Origin of the sequence: Nocardiopsis sp. ATB16-24, assembly GCF_030271535.1 — a bacterium.
In the GTDB taxonomy this organism is placed as follows: Bacteria; Actinomycetota; Actinomycetes; order Streptosporangiales; family Streptosporangiaceae; genus Nocardiopsis.
In genome coordinates, this window is the sequence record NZ_JASCXJ010000007.1 from 1 (window position 1) to 19000 (window position 19000).

17 protein-coding genes and 1 pseudogene are annotated in these 19000 nt (G+C 70.9%); 4 read left to right on the forward strand and 14 right to left on the reverse strand.

The features are described from left to right. The 9 genes and pseudogenes from PFX91_RS23255 to PFX91_RS09985 form a co-directional block, all read right to left on the reverse strand. Positions 1–157 (reverse strand): annotated as a pseudogene (locus tag PFX91_RS23255) (cytochrome P450); the annotation flags it as partial. 40 nt (positions 158–197) lie between these two features. Further along, entirely contained in the window at positions 198–1442 is a 1245-nt protein-coding gene (locus tag PFX91_RS09950) for a cytochrome P450 family protein (protein ID WP_285731122.1), read from the reverse strand. Next, positions 1442–2656: a cytochrome P450 gene (locus PFX91_RS09955; RefSeq protein ID WP_285731124.1), complete on the reverse strand. Its 1215-nt coding sequence runs from the start codon at positions 2654–2656 to the stop codon at positions 1442–1444. The genes PFX91_RS09950 and PFX91_RS09955 overlap by 1 nt, the downstream gene beginning before the upstream one ends. A 96-nt stretch (positions 2657–2752) precedes the next feature. Beyond that, on the reverse strand, positions 2753–4003 hold the full coding sequence (locus PFX91_RS09960) for a cytochrome P450 family protein (RefSeq protein ID WP_285731126.1): 1251 nt from the start codon (positions 4001–4003) through the stop codon (positions 2753–2755). Further along, complete coding sequence (locus PFX91_RS09965) at positions 4003–5229, reverse strand: cytochrome P450 (protein ID WP_285731128.1); 1227 nt, start codon at positions 5227–5229, stop codon at positions 4003–4005. The genes PFX91_RS09960 and PFX91_RS09965 overlap by 1 nt, the downstream gene beginning before the upstream one ends. 33 nt (positions 5230–5262) lie before the next feature. Further along, positions 5263–5853, reverse strand: a complete 591-nt coding sequence (locus PFX91_RS09970) for a GTP-binding protein (protein WP_285731129.1) — start codon at positions 5851–5853, stop codon at positions 5263–5265. Between the two features lie 40 nt (positions 5854–5893). After that, complete coding sequence (locus PFX91_RS09975) at positions 5894–6253, reverse strand: DUF742 domain-containing protein (RefSeq protein ID WP_285731131.1); 360 nt, start codon at positions 6251–6253, stop codon at positions 5894–5896. Continuing rightward, entirely contained in the window at positions 6250–6654 is a 405-nt protein-coding gene (locus PFX91_RS09980; RefSeq protein ID WP_285731347.1) for a roadblock/LC7 domain-containing protein, read from the reverse strand. Before PFX91_RS09980 ends, PFX91_RS09975 begins: the two co-directional genes overlap by 4 nt. After that, on the reverse strand, positions 6654–8066 hold the full coding sequence (locus tag PFX91_RS09985; protein ID WP_285731133.1) for a sensor histidine kinase: 1413 nt from the start codon (positions 8064–8066) through the stop codon (positions 6654–6656). The genes PFX91_RS09980 and PFX91_RS09985 overlap by 1 nt, the downstream gene beginning before the upstream one ends. 822 nt (positions 8067–8888) lie before the next feature. Between PFX91_RS09985 and PFX91_RS09990 the strand changes: the two genes are divergently transcribed. Then, the gene (locus PFX91_RS09990) at positions 8889–9272 is read left to right on the forward strand and encodes an RNA polymerase-binding protein RbpA (RefSeq protein ID WP_285731135.1); all 384 of its coding nucleotides are present in this window, start codon (positions 8889–8891) and stop codon (positions 9270–9272) included. A 165-nt stretch (positions 9273–9437) separates the two neighbouring features. Here PFX91_RS09990 and PFX91_RS09995 read toward each other — a convergent pair whose 3' ends face one another. The 4 genes from PFX91_RS09995 to PFX91_RS10010 all read right to left on the reverse strand — a co-directional run bounded on the left by PFX91_RS09995 (position 9438) and on the right by PFX91_RS10010 (position 12758). After that, on the reverse strand, positions 9438–10238 hold the full coding sequence (locus tag PFX91_RS09995) for an HAD-IIA family hydrolase (RefSeq protein WP_285731348.1): 801 nt from the start codon (positions 10236–10238) through the stop codon (positions 9438–9440). Positions 10239–10373: 135 nt separating this feature from the next. Beyond that, the gene (locus tag PFX91_RS10000; RefSeq protein ID WP_285731350.1) at positions 10374–11126 is read right to left on the reverse strand and encodes an SCO1664 family protein; all 753 of its coding nucleotides are present in this window, start codon (positions 11124–11126) and stop codon (positions 10374–10376) included. A 58-nt stretch (positions 11127–11184) separates the two neighbouring features. Next, positions 11185–11760 (reverse strand): DUF3090 domain-containing protein, encoded by a 576-nt coding sequence (locus PFX91_RS10005; protein WP_285731136.1) that lies wholly within the window; start codon positions 11758–11760, stop codon positions 11185–11187. Between the two features lie 191 nt (positions 11761–11951). Then, the gene (locus tag PFX91_RS10010; protein WP_285731138.1) at positions 11952–12758 is read right to left on the reverse strand and encodes a histidine phosphatase family protein; all 807 of its coding nucleotides are present in this window, start codon (positions 12756–12758) and stop codon (positions 11952–11954) included. 251 nt (positions 12759–13009) lie between these two features. Here PFX91_RS10010 and PFX91_RS10015 point away from each other — a divergent pair, with 251 nt between their 5' ends. Next, positions 13010–13963: an aldo/keto reductase gene (locus tag PFX91_RS10015; RefSeq protein ID WP_285731139.1), complete on the forward strand. Its 954-nt coding sequence runs from the start codon at positions 13010–13012 to the stop codon at positions 13961–13963. A 130-nt stretch (positions 13964–14093) separates the two neighbouring features. On the opposite strand, the gene PFX91_RS10020 is transcribed toward PFX91_RS10015, so the two are convergent. After that, positions 14094–16361 carry an LLM class flavin-dependent oxidoreductase gene (locus PFX91_RS10020; protein WP_285731140.1) on the reverse strand — a complete coding sequence of 756 codons (2268 nt, stop codon included), beginning with the start codon at positions 16359–16361 and terminating at the stop codon, positions 14094–14096. A 98-nt stretch (positions 16362–16459) separates the two neighbouring features. Between PFX91_RS10020 and PFX91_RS10025 the strand changes: the two genes are divergently transcribed. Both PFX91_RS10025 and PFX91_RS10030 read left to right on the forward strand, forming a co-directional pair. Beyond that, positions 16460–17068, forward strand: coding sequence for a MarR family winged helix-turn-helix transcriptional regulator (locus tag PFX91_RS10025; RefSeq protein ID WP_285731142.1), 609 nt, complete (start codon positions 16460–16462; stop codon positions 17066–17068). A gap of 57 nt (positions 17069–17125) precedes the next feature. After that, the gene (locus tag PFX91_RS10030; protein WP_285731143.1) at positions 17126–18937 is read left to right on the forward strand and encodes a helix-hairpin-helix domain-containing protein; all 1812 of its coding nucleotides are present in this window, start codon (positions 17126–17128) and stop codon (positions 18935–18937) included. The last annotated feature ends 63 nt before the right edge of the window (positions 18938–19000 follow it).

The following is a 19000-nucleotide window of genomic DNA, read 5'->3' on the forward strand; positions in this document are numbered from 1 at the left end:
GGACGTCCCCCTCCATGAGCACGGGCACGACCGGGCCGTGCCGCTCGCGCATCCACTGGTAGAAGCCCTGGGGATCGGTGTTGAAGCGTTCGTCGTACAACCGGACGGGATCGGCCATCTCGGTCCTCCTGTGGCGATAAGGGGGGTGGAGGGACACGGCGCCCGGCCGCGGTGGCGGCCGGGCGCACGGCGGGCCGTCAGGGCCTCAGGAGCACGGGCAGTTCCTGGAGGCTGTTGACGATGATGGAGTGGTGGTTGCGCAATTCCTCGTCGGGCACGGCCAGGCGCAGGTCGGGGAAGCGCTCGAAGAGCATCGGCAGGGCGATCTGCCCCTCCATGCGGGCCAGGGTGGCGCCGGGGCACACGTGGGGGCCGTAACCGAAGGACATGTGGCGGCCCTTGGTGCGGGTCAGGTCGAAGGTGTCGGGGTGGGGTTCCTCGCCGTGCTCGGCGCGGTCACGGCTGATGGCGCCGTAGGAGACCATCAGCGCCTCACCCTTGCTGATGGTGCGTCCGCCGACCTCCACGTCCTCGGTAGCGAACCGGAAGAGCATGTTGGAGGTGGGCGGGTCATAGCGCAGGGTCTCCTCCACGACCGCGTCCCAGCCGACCTCGCCCTTCTTGACCAGGTCGAACTGTTCGGGGTGGGCCAGGAGGGCGCGCACCGCGTTGCACAGCAGGTTGACGGTGGTCTCGTGCCCGGCCGCCACGGTGACCTGGAGGGTGCCGCGCACCTCCAGGTCGGTCAGGGCGTCGCCGTCCTCGCCCGCCTGGAGGAGTTCGGTTGTCAGGTCCTCCCCGGGGTTCGCGCGCTTGGCCGCGACCATGTCGTCGTAGTAGCGCTCCAGCGTGGTGTAGACCTCCGCGAACTCCTCGGGTCCGGTGACCGAGGAGAAGAACTTCACGTACAGGTCGCGCAGGTGGCCGAACTCGGAGCGGTCCACCCCGTACAGCTCACCGATCACGTTCATCGGCAGCTGGAAGGCGAACTCCTCCTTCAGGTCCAGGGGCCGGTCGGCCTTGGGTTCCATGGCGTCGAGCAGTTCGGTGGTCAGTTCCTTGATGCGCGGGCGCAGACGCTCGACGCTGCGGGCGGAGAAGGCCCTGGCGGTGAGCAGGCGCAGCCGCCGGTGTTCGGCCCCGTCGGTCCCCAGCAGGTTGGTGGGGGTCGGGGGGATCGTGCTCAGCAGGGGCCAGCCCTCGGGGATCCGGCCTTGTTGCAGGTCGTCCCAGTGGGCGACGTCCTTGACCAGGCGGGAGTCGGTGAGCAACGCGCGGGCGGTCTCGTGGTGGGTCACGGCCCAGGCCGAGACTCCGCCCGGCATCTCCACCCGGGTGAGGGGACCGGCGGCGTAGAGCGTCTCGCGTTCGGCGCGCAGGTCGGTGACGTAGGGGTCCAGGACCACGGTTCCGTCGGGGCCGTGGGAAACGGGGCAGGACATCAGAGGGCTCCCAAAGGTGGTACGGAGGTGAACGTGACGGGCAGTGAGGCGACGCCGCGCATCCAGGGGGAGGGCCGCCAGCGCAGTTCCTTGGGGGAGACGGCCAGTTCGAGGTCGGGCAGCCGGTCCATGAGCACCTCGATGGCCGTCGTCGCGACGATCTCGGCGATCTCCTGTGCCGGATAGGGGCAGCTGTGCTCTCCGTGGGAGAACGACAGGTGGGCGTGGTTGCCTCGGGCGTTGGGGCAGCCCGGCGCGGTCCGCACGCGGGGGTCGGTGTTGGCTCCGGCCAGTCCGAGCAGGATCATGTCGCCCTTGCGGATGGTCTTCCCGCCCAGTTCCACGTCGTGGGCGGCGAAGCGGCCCGCGTTGACCTGGGTGGGGGTGTCCTCCCACAGGACCTCGTTGAGCGCCTGCTGTGCGCTGCTGCGGGCGCCGGCGATGGAGACGGCGAAGCGGTCGTCGGTGAGCATCAGCCGCAGGGCGTTGCCCAGCCACTCGCCGGTGGGCTGGTTGCCGCCGCCCAGGAGGACGATCAGTTCGGGAACGGCCTCTTCGTCGGTGTAGCCCGCGGGGTGGGAGAGCAGTCGGGAGACCACGTCGGGTCCGGGCTCCCTCCGACGCTCGGCGACGATCTCGGCCATCGCGGCCATGAGGGCGCGCTGCGCCTCCATGGCCTGGGTTCCTCCGTCGATCATGGTGGTCATGAGGGAGGCGGTGTGGTCCCCGCGTTCGTCGTCCAGGCCGTACATCCAGCTCAGCACCAGCGCGGGCAGCCGCGCGGTGTAGGCGGGGCGCAGGTCGGCACTGGCGGAGGCGCAGAACCGGTCGATGAGGCGGTCGGCCATGCGGGTGGTGACCATGCGCAGTTCGTGCGGGTCGGTCCCGGCCAGGGCGTCGCTGACCGCGCCGGCGCGCCTGCGGTGATCGTCCCCTTCCGAGTACAGGACCGTGGGCAGCTGCATCACCAGGGGCAGCAGGGGCCAGTCCTCGGGGACCAGGTGCCAGGCGTTCCAGCGGTGGGAGGAGCGTGCGAAGACACCGGGGGTGCTCAGGACGTGGTGGAGTTCGCGGTAGCCGATGACCAACCAGGCGGGGACGTCCCCCTCCATGAGCACGGGCACGACCGGGCCGTGCCGCTCGCGCATCCACTGGTAGAAGCCCTGGGGATCGGTGTTGAAGCGTTCGTCGTACAACCGGACGGGATCGGCCATCTCGGTCCTTCCGATGGCGGGGAGGCGGGAGAAGGTGAAGGGCGGGCAGGCGCGCGGCCCGGCCGTCGGGGTGAGGGCCGGGCGCACGGGTCCTGATCAGGGTCGGAGGAGGATCGGGAACTCCTTCAGGCTGTTGACGATGAGCGCCGCCTCGTTCTCCAGCGCCTCGTCGGGGACGGCCAGGCGCAGGTCGGGGAAACGCTCGAAGAGTCTGGGCAGTACGATGCCCGCCTCCATCCGCGCCAGGGGTGCGCCGGGGCACATGTGGGGGCCGTAACCGAAGGTGAGGTGGCGTCCCTTGGTGCGGGTGGGATCGAACACGTGGGGGTCGTCTCCGAACTCCTCCCGGTCCCTGGTGATGGCGCCGTAGTGGGTGACCAGGGCCTCGCCCTTCCTGATGGTCACGTCCCCCATGGGGACGTCCTCGGTGGCGAAGCGGAACAGGATCGCGTTGTTGGGCGGGTCGTAGCGCAGGGTCTCCTCGATGACCTGTTCCCAGGTGATCTGGCCCTGGCGCAGCCGCCGGTGCCATCGAGGGTGGTTGAGCAGGGCCCGGATGACGTTGTTGATGAGGTTGACCGTGGTCTCGTGCCCGGCCGCCACCACCATCAGCAGGGTGACGATGATCTCCGCCTCGGTGAGCGGGTCCTCCCCCTCCTCGGTGGACCTGATCAGGTCGGTGGTGAAGTCGTCGTGGGCGTCCAGGTCGGCGCGCTTACGGGCGACCAGTTCGGTGAAGAACGCGTGGATCTGGGCGTAGAGCCTCAGGTGCTCGCCCTCGTCGGTGTCGACGAAGAAGAGCGGGGCGTACAGCTCGCCGAGCTTGTCGTACTCCTCCTTGGCCACGCCGTAGAGTTCGCCGATGACGGTGATCGGCACCCGGAAGGTGAACTCCCTCTTCAGGTCCAGGGGTTCGTGGGCGCGGTCCTCCAGGGCGTCCAGGTGTTCGTCGGTGATCCGTTCGATGTGCGGGCGCAGTCGTTCCACCCGGCGCGCGGAGAAGGGGTGGGCGGTCAGGCGGCGCATCCGCCGGTGCGGTTCGCCGTCCAGGCCGAGCATGTTGATGCCGTCCCAGGCCAGGACGCCCATGTAGGGCCAGTCCTTGGAGACCTTCCCGTTCTTGTAGTCGGCCCACTGTTGGGGGTCCTTGACGAAGCGCGGGTCGTTGAGCGTGGCCTTGGCCGCCGCGTGGTGGGTGGTGGCCCAGGCCCGTACCCCTCCCGGCAGCTCCACCGGGGTGACCGGGCCCTGTTGGTAGAGCTCCTCCCGATGGGCCTGGATGTCGTCCGGGTAGGGGTTCAGGAAGGGGACGTCGGTGTCGCCGATACCGCGCACGGGGCAGGACATCAGAATCCTCCTAGGGGGGACGAGGGGGTGAAGGTGACCGGTAGGGAGACCACTCCCCTCGCCCAGGGGGACGGGCGCCAGCGCACCTCTTCCGGTGGGATGGCCAGTTCGATGTCCGGCAGGCGGTCCAGGAGTACCTCGATGCCCGTGGTCGCGATGAGTTCGGCGATGCCCTGGGCCGCGTGGGGGCATGCGTGCTTGCCGTGGGAGAAGGACAGGTGGGCGTGGTTGGCGCCCGCCCGTCCCGGGTCGGGGTCGCGTACGCGGGGGTCCCTGTTGGCGGCGCCGTAGCCGAGCATCACCAGGTCGCCCTGGCGGATGAGCCGGCCGGCGAGCTCCACGTCGTGGGCGGCGTAGCGGCCGGCGTTGATCTGGGAGGGGGAGTCCTCCCACAGCACTTCGGCCAGGGCGTCGCGCACATTGCTGCGCGCGCCGGAGAAGGAGGCAGAGAAACGATCGTCGGTGAGCATCAGACGCAGGGCGTTGCCGATCCACTCGGTGGTGGGCTGGTCGCCTCCGCCGAGGATCCCGATGAGTTCGGCGGTGAGTTCCTCGTCGGTGTAGCCGAGGGGGTCGGCGACCAGGTGCGAGATGACGTCGGAGCCGGGGGCGGCCCGGCGTGCGGCGATGGCCGCGCCGAAGCGTCCGACGAGTTCGGTGTAGGCCTCGAAGACCTCCGGTCCGGAGGAGTCGAAGAGGGCGCTCATCGCCTTGGCGAGCGCTCGGACCTCCTGGTCGTCGAAGCCGTACAGCCGGCCCAGGACCAGGCTCGGTAACCATTCGGCGTACTGGGTGCGCAGGTCGGCGCGGCTGTCACCGCAGAACTCGTCGATGAGGCGGTCGGCGAGACGGGTGACCACGGTCCTGAGCTCATGGGGAGGGGCGGAGTCGAGCGCGGCCCCGACCGCCGCGGAGCGCCGTCGATGGTCCTCCCCCTCGGCGAAGAGGAGGTTGGGCATCGGCGCCAGGACCGTCTGCAACGGCGACTCCGGAGGAAGACGATCCCACCCGTTCCAGCGTGTGGAGCTGCGTGCGAACACCGAGGGGGTGCTGAGCACGTGGTGCAGTTCCTTGTAGCCGATGACCAGCCAGGCGGAGATGTCCCCCTCCAACAGGACGGGCACGACGGGGCCGTGTTCACGGTGCATCCACGCGTGGAAGGCGGCCAGATCGGTGGTGAAGCGAACGTCCGACAACCGGACGGGTTGAGCGTTGTTCACGGTCATCCTCGGGGCGGTGAAGGGGGGTCGGTCCGTGCGTCACCGGGCCTGCGCGGTCACCAGGGAGCGGACGTGCTGTACCAGGGCGATGAGGACCTTCTTGGCCGATTCCCGTTTGCGGGCGTCACAGCGCACCAGGGGGATGGCGGGGTCCAGGTCCAGGGCCGCGCGTATCTGGTCCAGGGTGTGCTCGGCGTCGCCGAAGTCGTTGTGGGCGACGACGAAGGGGGTGCCCTGGACCTCCAGGCGGTCGATGGCGTACCAGGAGTCCTCCATGCGCCGGGTGTCGATCAGCACGACCGCGCCGAGCGCTCCGGAGAACAACCGGTCCCACAGGAACCAGAAGCGTTCCTGGCCCGGGGCGCCGAAGACGTACAGGACCGAGGTGGCGTCCAGGGTGATGCGACCGAAGTCGAAGGCGACGGTGGTGGAGCGTTTGCCCTCCACCCCCGAGAGGTCGTCGACGCCGTCCCCGGCACGGGTCATGGTCTCCTCGGTGTTGAGGGGTCGGATCTCGCTGACCGAGCGGACCAGGGTGGTCTTGCCGACGCCGAAGCCTCCGACGACGGCGATCTTCAGGGCCTGCTCTGTGGTGGCCGGCAGGGGGGCGGGAGCGGGTTCAGGGCTCACTGAGGGTCCGTGCGTCGGTGAGGGGGATGCGGAGGGCTCATCAGAGGTTGTGGAGTGCAACGAGCACCTTTTCCAACACGTCCGGGGAGGCGAGGGGGCGGGCGGGGGACGGCGCCGGCCGGGGGTGGCGCGCGGTGATCTGCCCGGTGTCGAGCAGGTCGGTGAGCAGGATGCGTGTGATCGCCACGGGCAGGCGCAGATGGGCGGAGACCTCCACCACGGCCGTCGGGCTGCGGCACAACCGCAGGATCCGGGCGTGCTCGGACTGCATGCCGGGAACGGGTTCGCTCTCTGCCACGATGAGGGCCACCGCGTCCAAGGATTCGTCCGCCCCGCCGCTACGGCCCGAGGTGATGACGTAGAAGCGGTCGGGGCCCTCCTGCTGATGGGGGCGGATCATGCCGATCCAGCGGAGGCGCGGGGCGGGGTGGACAGATACTCGCCCATCTGCTCGACCAGTTCGTTCATGTTGTGTCCGACCAGGCCCGGGTCGGCCTCCTCGGAGGTGATGACGGCCAGGTGGGCTCCGTGCCCCGCCTCGACGATGAACAGCAGTCCACCGTAGAACTCGGCCATGGCCTGGCGGACACCACCGGCTCCGTCGCCGAACTCCACCGACGCGCTGTGCGCCAGGCTCTGCACTCCTGCGGCGATCGCGGCGAGGTGGTCGGCGCTGTCGGTGCGCAGACCGGCGCTGTGGCACAGTTTGAGCCCGTCGCGGGAGAGCACGAGGGCGTGCCGGGTGCCGGGCGTGCGCTCCAGCAGTCCTTCGAGCAGCCAGGTCAACTTGTCGAGGTCCATCATGCGTCCTTATCCGGTCGGCCGCTCACCGCGGAACGGAAGGCGCCGAACCCCTTCGGTGAGGTGGCGGGAACGTCCTTGCGGGGAGTGGGCCTGCTGCTTTCGGTGGCCGCGAGGGTCTGGCCGCGGCGTCGCTGAGGAAGTCCGTTGGCGTCCGAGGCGGAGGTGTCCTGGGTCGACTCCGGGGAGGGGGACGGAGTGGCTCCCATGGAGGCTCCCTGCTCGGAGGCTTGGGCGTGCGTGGTCGCCCGTGAGGGGGCGGATTCGCCGGCCTGGAGCCGCGTGGTCGCGGACTCGGAGGAGACGACGGGCGCGGGGAGGGGCTTGATGAGCTTCTGGGGAAGAAGCATGATCACCGCGGTACCGCCGCGTGAGGAGGGGCGGAAGGAGACCGAGAGGTCGTAACGGTGGGCGATCTGCCCCACGACCGACAGGCCGAGGCGGGTTCCGGAGATCGTGGCCAGGTCGAGGCCGTTCTCGACGGTGTGGCGGGCGCGGCGCAGGGCCTCCTCTCCCATGACCAGTCCGCCGTCCTCGACCATGATCGCCACACCGGCCTGGACCTCCTCCACGTGGACGTGGACCTCGGCCGTGGGCGGGGAGAACTTGGCGGCGTTGTCCAGGAGTTCGGCCAGGGCGTGGATGACGCCCTCGGCGGCGAATCCGGCGACCGCCTGGGTCGACACGTTGTGGACGCGAACACGCTGGTAGGCGCCGATCCTGGCCATGGCGCCGCGCACGACGCTCTCCAGGCTGATGGCGCGTCCCCAACGGCGGCCGGAGCGGGCACCGGTGAGGACCGCGATGCTGTCGGCGATGCGTCCGGCCTGGGCGGTGCTGTGGTCCAGATGCATGAGGTCGCCGAGGATCTCGGTGCCGGCGTGGCCGTCACCGTGGCGTTCCTGCATGCCGCGCAGGTCGGCGAGCATGGTGGTGGTCAGGGCCTGGACTCGACCGGCCGCGGTGGCGCAGGCGACCATGGCGGCCGAGCGGCGGCGTTCCGCGGCGGCGATCTCCGTGGCGGCGGCCTTCAGGAGGGCGCGTCCACCGTGGTCCGAGGGTACGGGCAGGCGGCGCAGAGCGGTGTCGGCCGAGTCGCCCGCGCGCAGGTGGTCGGCCAGACGGGGCAGGTGTTCCTCGGCCAGGGACGCGGTGTCGGCGCGCAGCGCTTCGAGTCGTTCGCCCAGTCGGTGGACCTCATCGCCACGACGGTTGAGGAGCAGCGCCAGGACCGCCACCAGCACCAGGGGGACGGCGGAGGCGATCAGGAGGGGCAAGGCCCGGGCCTCGGGGAGGACCCAGGGGGTCACGGCCCACAGGGGCAGTGCCACCACCAAGAGGAGCAGCCAGCGTGGCACGGCCAGCCACGACGGCACGGAGCCGCGGGGGCGGGGGGGATTCCAAGCAGTCATGGGACTCCATGTCCAGCCGGGTCGTTATTCCTGTTCTCGCAGAGGAGAGAGGCGCCGAAGGTGGGGTTTCTTCGTGCGCGGGGAACGCCGAAAGGAGGGACTAAATGGCCTCTACATGCTTTTTTCGGCGCACAGCGAGCAAACATACCACCAGTCTCCACAGACATCCATGTCGGGATAATGACCTTTATGACCGCGGAGTCAGGGCGTGGCAGGCCGTGTGCCGCGACTTCCCGCACCGGCGCCGGAGGGTGATAACCGTCGACCGAATACGGTGCGGAAATCCTCGCCTCTCATTGCCGTGATCTCGCGTTCGACTACCGTGATCTGCGTGAACAGAGTTCTTACGGGGTTCCCGACGAACTCGCGTCGAGGCCTGGGGAGCGGCGCCGCGGTGTGACGGCGGGGGCGAGGCGGACCACTCCACAGGGAGTGGTCCGAGACGGCCGCCTCAGAACGGAAGAGGCGATCCGGAGTTCGACCCTGCCGAGGAAGATCGGCGTTTCCGCCGGTTACACCAACGCCCGCGCAAGGAACCGAAAGCGACCACGTGGACACCGAACGTTCGGGACATAGGTCCGGGTAGGACACGGATACCGTTTTCTCCGACCGGGACCGGAATAGCGACACACCCGGAAAGGACGGCTCGGAGTGTTCCAGGTCACATGTGCCAGACTCGGTGCACCGGAACCACGCACGCTTGGAGAAACGGGGTGGGCCCGGGCCCGGGGTGGTTCGACCTCGGGTGAGCGGGGAATCTTGACGTGGACCGAAGTGTTACACCCCGCGAGACCGCACAAGCGCCTGGGAGGCACCCACACGATGGCCGAGCGAGCACTTCGCGGCACCCGGCTCGGGGCGACGAGCTACGAGAACGACCGCAACACCGACCTGGCTCCGCGACAGGAAGTCACCTACGACTGCACCCGGGGCCACCGCTTCTCGGTCACCTTCGCGACCGAGGCCGAAATTCCCGCCGAGTGGGAGTGCCGTTTCTGCGGCGACCGCGCTCTTCGCCGGGACGGTACCGGCGAGGAGCCCAAGGCTACGAAGCCGGTACGCACCCACTGGGACATGCTGCTGGAGCGCCGGAGCATGGAGGACCTGGAAGAGGTCCTCGCCGAGCGCCTGGCCGTACTGCGCGCACGCCGCCGCGAGGAGGCGGCGAAGGTGGAGGAGATCTCCAAACAGCGCCAGAGCGCCTGACCACTCCACGACACCACGGGGGCGGTGGACATCGATCCACCGCCCCCGTCGTCGTCTTCGCGACGTTCCGGCGACCGGGTACGGCCCACCGAAAGGACGTCGGAGGGCTCCTTCACGGGAGGTCGAGGAGCCCCTTCACGGAAGCGAGTGCGGACACGACCGCCCTCAGGCCTGGTGGAAGGGGTCCTGGCTGGCGCCCACCAGGGCCTTCACCGAGTCGATCACCCGCGTGGGCCGGTAGGGGAACTGTTCGGCGGTCTCCCGTTCGGAGATGCCCGAGAGCACGAGGACCGTCTGTAGTCCCGCCTCCAGACCGCTGAGCACGTCGGTGTCCATGCGATCGCCGACCATGAGCGTGTTCTCCGAGTGGGCGCCCATCCGGCGCAACGCCGAACGCATCATCAACGGATTGGGCTTGCCCACGAAGTAGGGGCGGCGCCCCGTGGCCTTCTCGATCAGAGCGGCGACCGCTCCCGTGGCGGGCAGGGGCCCCTCGGCGCTGGGCCCGGTCTCGTCGGGATTGGTGGCGATGAACCTGGCTCCGTTACGGACCAAGCGGATCGCGCGGGTGATGGCCTCGAAGCTGTAGGTGCGGGTCTCGCCGAGCACGACGTAGTCGGGATCACGTTCGGTGATGACGTAGCCGGCGTTGTGCAGGGCCGTGGTCAGACCGGACTCCCCCACGACGTAGGCCGAACCACCCGGACGCTGGGTCTGGAGGAACTGGGCGGTGGCCAGGGCCGAGGTCCAGATGGCCTCTTCGGGGATGTCCAGCCTCATGTTGAGCAGACGCGCACGGAGGTCGCGCGGAGTGTAGATGGAATTGTTGGTCAGCACCATGAACGGGGTCTGGTTCTCGCGCAGTTCCGCGATGAGCTCGTCCGCACCGGGCACGAGGTGCTCCTCGCGCACGAGCACGCCGTCCATGTCGAAAAGGTAGTTCCACTGGTTGCTCACGTGCTCCATTGTGCCGTCATCGGCCTCGGACACGCCATCGCCCCGCTCCTGTGGTCGGGATTCGTCCCCCGCTGTCGGCGTCCCTCGCGGTCGCACGCCCCATCACGGTCCGTGGGGCCCGCCGGCGACCGCCCGGCCCGGGCCTCAGATCGGCGGCCAGGGCACGGCGGGCCAGTCCGGTGCCGGGTGGGGATGGACGCCGTGGTCCAAAAGCAGTTCCACCCGACCGCGCACCGCCTGGACCTCGGGCTCGGTCAGGTGCTCGGTCAGCTCCCGGGACAGGGGGGCCTCGGGGTCCTTCAACGCGGCGTGCACCGACGCGAGCGCCTCCAGGGCCTCCTCCGGCAACGGCTGTCCCCGCCACTGCCACAGCACGGTGCGCAGCTTGTAGTCCTCGGCGAAGGAGACGCCGTGGTCGCAGCCGTACAGATGACCGCCGGGCGTGGGCAGCAGGTGGCCGATCTTGCGGTCGGAGTTGTTGATCACCGCGTCGAACACCGCCATGCGGCGCAGGGCGGGGTCGTCGGTCCGGCGGGAGAGGGCGACCAGGTCGACGGTGGCGTCGCCGTGCACCCACAGCTGCACCATGCCCTCTCCGAAGGGGCCGTCGCGGTGGACCGTGGGAGGGACGACCTCCCATCCCAGAGCCTCGGACACGGCGTAGGCACTGACCTCACGACCGGCCAGGGTGCCCTCGGGGAAGTCCCACAGCGGACGCTCGCCCGCCACCGGCTTGTACACGCAGGCCGCGGAGCGGACGCCGTCGGAGACGGTGCAGTAGAGAGTGGTGTTGGAGGCGGCGGTCAACCGGCCCTCGACGGTGAGTTCGCCGGTGCGCAGCAGATCGAGCCCGACGTCGGGGCTCAGGCCGTCGAAGGCGTCGGCGGTCCCCTTCATCGCCGACTCCCGGGTGTGCGCGCCCACGGGCCCGCGGATGTCGTTGTCATGCACGGTCTCAGACGAGACGGTCCGGACGGTAACCGTTCTGGCGAGGACAGATGTGGCCGGTGGGGTCGAGCGGACGGCCGCACAGTGGACAGTCCGGACGCCCGGCGGCGACCACCTTCATGGCCCGTCCGGCGAAGGCGCGGGCGGCACCGGGGGTGAGGTAGACACGCAGTACGTCGCGGTGGGCGGGGGCCTCCTCTGCGAAGACCTCCAGTTCCTCCTCCTCGATCATGTCCTCACCGGCGGTCTCGTCGATCTCCTGGGCCTCGATGATCACACGGGCCGCCTCGGCGTCCCAGGCCAGAGCGAGCGTGCCCACCCTGAAGTCCTGTTCGATGGGTTGTTCCAGGGGCCCTTCGTCCTCCGGTGTGTCGAGGTCCTCGACCAGGGCCCCGAAACGTCGCCGCACCTCTTCCAGCAGTTCCTCGATGCGGGTGGCGAGCGCTTCGACCTGGGCCTTCTCCAGCACCACACTGGTGATGCGCCCCTCGCCCACGGCTTGGAGGAAGAAGGTGCGGTCCCCCGGCTGGCCCACGGTGCCTGCGATGAACCGCTCCGGCGGGTTGAACTGAAAGACGGGCATGCAAAGAACCTTACGGGATACGTGAGGCCCGGCGCCAAACCCCGCGGGCACAGTGGTGAGCCCAAGCCGAGCGGGTGCGTGGAAAAGGTCCGCGGCCTCGCCCGGTCCGCCTCTGGCGCGCGGACGCCCCACCGGCGACGCCGAGGCCCGACCCTCCTCGGCCCGCGGTTCCCCGAGGGGCCGCCCCGTGTTCAGGTGGTCCCGTGGCCGCCCGCTCCGCCCCCGACGACCGCGTCGCCCTCGGCCTCGACCGGGGTGGGCAGGCTGGCGGGCAGGCTCTCCCCGGTGTCGTTGAGCTTGTTGAGGAAAGGACGGGTGCGGGTGTAGGTGATGGAGGTGATCGAACAGGGGTCCACGCGCAGACGCTGGAAAAGGTCGATGTGCATGCCGAGCGCGTCGGCGACGATCGCCTTGATGATGTCCCCGTGGCCGCACACCACGTACACGGGCGGGGCCGGTGCGTCGGCGTTCTCGATGGTGTCGGTGCCCTCGACGGCCTCGGTGGCGGTGCCGGGGAAGGAGGCGGGCCCGGCCGTGAGGAGACGTTCGTTCCAGTCCCGGACGGCCTCGACCACCCGGGCGGACATGGCGGCCAGGCTCTCGCCTCCGGGGAAACGGACGGCGCTGGGGTGGTCCTGCACCACGCGCCAGAGGGGGTCATCGGCCAGTTCGGTGAAGGCGCGACCGGTCCAGGATCCGTAGTCGCACTCGATGAAACGCTCGTCGGTGGTGATGGGCACGCCGAGGCGTTCGGAGATGGCCCGCGCGGTCTCCTGGCAGCGTTCGAGCGGGCTGGAGACCAGGGCGGCCGGGCGCAACCCGCTCAGCCGTACGGCCAGGTCGGCGGCCTGGGCGCGACCGGTGTCGTTGAGGTGGATCCCCCCGGCCCGACCGGCCAGGCGGGGACCGGTGGCGTCGGTCATGCCATGCCGAACGAGGAGGAGGGTGACCGCCTCGAAGGCGGGCGGACTGTCCTGGGATGCTGAGGGTGTCGCCATGGGCACCAGGGTAGGCCCATCCCGGGTGGTCGCGGCGGACGGCCGGGCGTGTGCGAGCGCGTCGCGAGGTGGGCCGTGCCCCGCGCCCGCCGGTCCGTCGCGGCGACGGTTCGTCCGGCCCGGGCCTGGGCTCCGCTCGGTGCCTTCTCCGGCACCTGGTATGCCGTACTCCCTGTTCAGGACCGTACCGAAAGCACACGAAACGGTCGTGGGCGAGGACGACGTCGGACGAACACGGTACTCTCCGCCGCATGGAACAACGACAGGTGGGCGGATCAGGGCTGTGGGTGTCTCGTACCGCCCTCGGCACGATGACCTGGGGCAAGGACACCTCCGAGGAGGAGGCCGGACAGCAGCTCACCGCGTTCGTCGACGCGGGCGGCACGCTCGTGGACACCGCGGACATCTACACCGGCGGCCAGAGCGAGCGCATCCTGGGCAGGATGCTGCGCTCCTCGGTGCGCCGTGACGATGTGGTGGTGGCCACCAAGACCGGTCACACCCCCGAGGGCTACCGCCCGGTGGACGCCTCCCGCAGGCACCTGCTGGCCTCCCTGGACGCCTCGTTGCGACGTCTACAGACCGACTACGTGGACCTGTGGCAACTGCACGTGTTCGACCCCGCCACCCCGTGGGAGGAGACGTTGTCGGCGATGGAGAGCGCCGTGGCCGCGGGCAAGGCCCGCTACGCGGGCACCGGCGACCTGGAGCCGTGGCAGTTCGCCGCCCTGGCCACCTGGCAGCGGGCGCGGCCCGGGCACATGCCGCTGGTGAGCGTGGGCACCGAGTACTCCCTGCTCAACCGCGGTGCCGACCGAGGTCTGCGGCCCGCCGCGGCCGCCGTGGGGGCGCACGTGATCGCGTGGTCTCCCCTGGGCCGCGGGGTGCTCAGCGCCAAGTACCGCAACGGGACCCCGCCGGACTCACGCGCGGCCTTCCCCCACATGGCTCCGTACGTGGAGCCCTACCTGGACGACCGCAGTCGTCGCGTGGTGGAGTCGGTGTGCACGGCGGCCGAGGGTCTGGGCGTGCCTCCCCTGGCCGTGGCCCTGAGCTGGGCCCGTGACCAGGAGGGCGTGGCGGCGGCGGTGGTGGGGCCGCGCACCCTGCCGCAGTTGCAGGAGATCCTGGGCATGGAGAGCGTGGAACTGCCACCCGAGATCCGGGACGCCCTCGACGACGCCACGGCCCGTACGGAGCGTTGAGGGGCCCGCCGTGCGATCTCCTTCGCCGCCCGGCCTCGGCGGCGGTGCCCCCTCCTCCGTGGAAGGCGACAGCCGGAGGCGGGGTCGGGGCGGGTGGGGTCCCCTTCACGCTCGCGGCGTCCCCGGTCGCTCAGGCGGGCGGGATCGCGAAGTTCTTGTCGAACACGTTGTGGGGGTCGTACTCGGCCTTGAGCGCGCGCAACCTGTCCAGGGTGGGCCGGGGGAAGGCCTGGGCGAGCACCTCGGGGCCGGTGCGGGTGTCGAAGCTCAGGTACATGCCCTCCAACTGCTCCCCCAACCCCGCCCAGTGCTCGTCCAGACGGGAGGCGCGGCCGGTCACGGTCATCGCCGCCAGTGAGAAGTTCTGCGATCGGTGGGCGTAGGCGGTGGCGTGCGCGGGCAGGTCGTTGATCGCGCCGCCGACCTGACGCAGCTGCATGAACATCACGTCGCCGGAGGTCAGCATCTCCCCCATGCCCTCGGCCGCCTCGGGGGTGAGGTGGCGCAGCAGGCCCGAGCGTGACTCGGGCAGTCCGTGGCCCTGGTGCGGCCCGTCCGCGCCGACCAGGATCGCAGGGTAGGGCGCGAGCCGGGCCCCCTGGTCCAGAACGGGGCCCGCCGCGAGGAAGGGTTCCAGGGCGCGCACGGCCGCGTCCGTGTCGTCCCCGGCGAAGACCACCATGGCCTGGGCCACGGGGCCTCGCCCGCCGCGCGCCGGCCCCATGGTCAGGAAGGCGGTGACCTGTCGTGGCGCGGCCTCGGCGATCTCGCCCCAGGCCCGGAGGAAGGCGGCGGTGTCGGTGGCGTCGTAGACGAACTGTCCCAGGACGACCTCGCCCACGGGCGCGGCCTTGACCTCCACGGCGGTGAGCACGCCGAAGTTGGCGCCCGCGCCGCGCATGGCCCAGAACAGGTCGGGGTGGTCCTCGGCGTCGGCGCGCAAGGTCCGCCCGTCGGCGGTGACCAGTTCGACGGCGGTGATGTTGTCGATGGTCAGTCCGTGGGCGCGGCCCATGTAACCCACACCGCCGGTGGTGGCCAGTCCGCCGACCCCGACGCCTCCGTGGTCGCCGGAGCTGATCGCCAGACGGTGGGGGGCCAGGGCGTGCGCGACCTGCCCCCACCGCGCACCGGCGCCCAGACGGACCAGGCCGGAGCCGGCGTCCAGGATCTCGATGCCGTTCATCCGCCCCAGGTCGATGACGACCGCGCCGTCACCGGTGGAACGGCCGCTGATCCCGTGGCCACCGCTGCGCACGTGCGTGCCGACCTCCTGGGCGCGGGCGTAGGCGAGCGCCTCGGCGACCTGTTCGGCGGAGGCGGGCCGCAGGACCAGCCCCGGGGAGCCGTGTTGCATGTAGCCGTGGCGGACGCGGGCGTAACCTCGGTCGCCGGGTTCCACGGCCTTCGCGCGCAGGTTCTCGGGCACGGCGTCGTAGTCGATTCCCGGGCGGCGTGCGGCCAGGGACGCCGCGGACCGGGCGGGGCCGGTGTCGGTGCCCGCCTCGGCGCGTTCGCGGGCGACGGCCTCGCGCAGGGCGGGGGCGACCTCGGCTCCGAAGGTCTGGATGGTGCGGGGGTCGTCGGTGCCCAGGATCAGGGTGGAGAAGCCGTGTTCCAGGATCAGGGGCAGCAGGTCCTCGACCCACTGCTCGGGCGGCCCCTGGAGGAATCCCCGGCCGGTGGGCAGGAAGGACCCCTGCATGAGGTTGAGCATCCGACGGATGTGGCGGGGGTGACGCCCGGCGTCCACCGCGGCCTCGTCGATGACGCGGTGGGAGTCGGCGATGTCCTCGGGCCGGAGGTAGCCGAGGCTGGGCAGCCAGCCGTCGGCCTTGGCGCCGACCAGGCGGAGCATGCGGGGCTTGTAGGCGCCCAGGCTGATACCGATGTCGTGCGCGGGCGCGGGGCCGCGCTTCATGCCGCGCACGGTGTGGTGTCGGCCCTCGACGCGGACACCGCCGCGGGCGTCGGTGTCCCAGACCTGGCGGATGACGTCGATGCCCTCGCTGAGCGCGTCGACCGCCTGTCGGGGGGTGAGGCGTTCCACGCCCATGGCCTCGATGCCGTCCCAGAAGGCCCCGGCGCCCAGGGCGAGTTCGAAACGGCCGTGGGAGAGCAGGTCCAGGGTGGCCGCGGAGCGGGCGAGCACGGCGGGAGGGCGCAGGGGAAGGTTGAGCACGTTGGCCGACACCCGCAGTCGGGTGGTGCGCGCGGCGACCCACGTGAGCAGGGTCCAGGTGTCGAGGAAGCCGGGGTTGTAGGGGTGATCCTGGTAGGTGGCCAGGTCCAGTCCGGCGGACTCGGTGAGTTCGGCGAGGGCGACGGCCCGGTCGGGGTCCTGCGCGGCCGGGGTGATGAAGGTGCCGAAGTGCAGGCGATGACCGTAGTCGGGCATGGTGCTCTCCTCGCGAACGCGTCGAAATTTGTTTGTTCCGCAAACGATGGTTTCTCCAACTCATCTTAGGTACCACCTATTCCTGGTAGCCTCGGGCCATGGCACCCACCGCTCCGGAGCCCGGTCCCTTCCCGGACGCGCACGGACCGTCCCCGGACACGAACCTGGGATGGTCGCTCGCCGTGGTCCTGCGCCACTGGCACGAGCGGGTGGAGGCGGCGCTGGAAGGCGTGCCGCACGGCAGCCGGGGCTACCACGTGCTCACCGCGACCGCGTTCGGACCGCCTCCCACCCAGGCGGCCCTGGCACGTCGACTGCTGATCGACCGCAGCGTGATGACCTACCTGCTCGACGACCTGGAGGAGGCCGGCCTGGTACGGCGCCGGGTCGATCCGCGGGACCGCCGGATACGCAGGGTGTGTCCCACCGAACACGGGCGCGAGGTCCTGGCACGGGCCCACCGGAGTGTGGAGCATGTGGAGGAGCGGGTCCTGGCGGGGTTGGAGGCGCCCGAACGCGACCTGTTCCGACGTATCGCCCGACAGGCGGCCCTGGCCGTCCAGGACTCCTCATCCGGCGGCGACCCGTGCGAGGCCGTGCGCCGGGTGGTCGACGACGGTGTGAGGGGGACCTCGGCGGCAGGTCCGCCGAGGACGGAAGAAGACCCCCGGGCGGGACACGGGACCGGGGACCGTACGTCGTCGTGAGTCGATAGGGTCCCAGAGTCCGCAAGCCCGCTCCTATGACGAGGGGAACCAGCCGAGGTGTCCGAGGCCGTGGAACAGGTCAGTGCCGTCCTTGACCGGATGGGCGCCCCGCGCGCCCTGGCGTCCCGACTGGCGGGCGCACTGGGGCCCGACGCGGCCGCACGCCTGGAAGCGGATCCGTGGCTGCTGCTACGTCTGCCGCAGGTCACCCTGGAACAGGCCGACTTCTGCGCACGCAGACACCTGGGCGAGGAGGCACGTCCCGACGACCCGCGACGGTTGGCGGCCCTCACCGCCCACGTGCTGCGTATGTCCGCGGCGCGGGGGCACACCGTGGTGGAGGAGAAGCGGCTGGCCACGGTGATCGGCAGGTGGGGGGTGGCCGATCCGACCGCCGCGATGGAGGCGGCCGTGGCCCAGGAGAGCGCGGTGGTGCTGGAGAGCACCGACGAGGGCGACGACGACTTCGACTTCGCCGAGGGCGTGGTGCCGGAGCTGCCCGAGCCCGACCGTTTCTACGCGCTGCCCGACGTGGGGCACTCCGAACAGCGCCTGGGTGATCAGCTGCTGAGACTGATCGGGGGCAACGACCCGATCATGGACTCGGCGACCGCCGCCGAGACGGTGGACGAGGCCGCCCGGCGCGGTGCCTTCCCCCTCTCCGAACGTACGCGCCAGGCCCTGATCACGGTGGCCCTGCGTCCGGTGACGGTGCTGCGGCACGGCCCGGGGGACACCGAGGAGCTCGCGCGGGCACTGGTGTGCATGGACGCGATCGCCACCGACAGTCAGGTGGGCATCGCGGTGGTGGCGCCGACCGCGCAGGCCGCGGCCGCCGTCAACGCCGCCCTGGCCCGGGTCCGCGCGGGGGGTGGGAGCCCTCGGACGCACGCGCGGCAGGAGGACGTCGCGGAAGGGGCCGAGGGTGAGGAGGAGAGCACGGAGGTCTCCTCGCCCGTCCGGGCCGTGTCGTTGACGGAGTTGTCGGCCCGGGCCCCGCTGGAGGCGGGGCTGGTGGTGCTGTGCGAGGCGATGTCGGTGGGCGCGGCCCGCGCCGCCGAGGTGGCCTCGATGTGCGCGGACGGTGCTCACCTGGTGTTGGCGGCCGATCCGGACCAGGCGCCGTCGGCGTCACCGGGCCAGGTGGTGGTGGACATCGTCGCCTCACGGACCGCCCACGTGGCGGAGGTGGGAGACGACGAGCGGCCGGGACCGATCGCGGAACTGGCCGCCGCCGTGGCCACGGGCGCTTTTCCCGAGGTGGAGGCGCCAGGACGCGAGGTGGTGCGGGTGCCGGCCTCCTCGGCCGAGGAGGCGGCGTATCGGGTGGTGCAACTGGTGACCGACTCCATCCCCCGGGCCCTGGGGATCGACGCCGAACACGTACAGGTGGTGACCGCGCGCGAGGACGGACCGGCGGGCGCCCAGGCGCTCAACGCCGCCTGCAAGGAGGCGTTGAATCCGGGTCCGGGAGCGCACGGCGGGTTCGACGTGGGAGACCGGGTACTGCTCACGGCGCAGGGGCCGGTCCACGGTCCGGGCGACACGGGGTACCTGCGCGAGGTGGGTGAGGCGGCCGTGGTGGAACTGGCCGACGGTAGGCGGGTGGAGGTCACCGACCCGTCGGCGATGCGTCCCGGTTGGGCGATCTCCGTGGCCGCCGCGCACGGAGGCCGATGGCCCGCGGTGGTGGCGGTGTTCCCGCCACAGGTGCCGGTCTCGCGCCCGCAGGTGTACACGGCGCTGACCCGGGCGACGCGGCACGTGTCGGTGGTGGACGCCACCGGAGGCGGCCTGGAGACGGGTGTACGGGAGAACCCGGCCAAGGAGCGGACGACCCGCCTGGTACGGATCCTCCGCGAGGGGTAGCGCCTGCTCGCGGGGGCGTTCCTCCCGTTCCCTCATCTGAGGACGGGGCCCTTCTCGACGCCT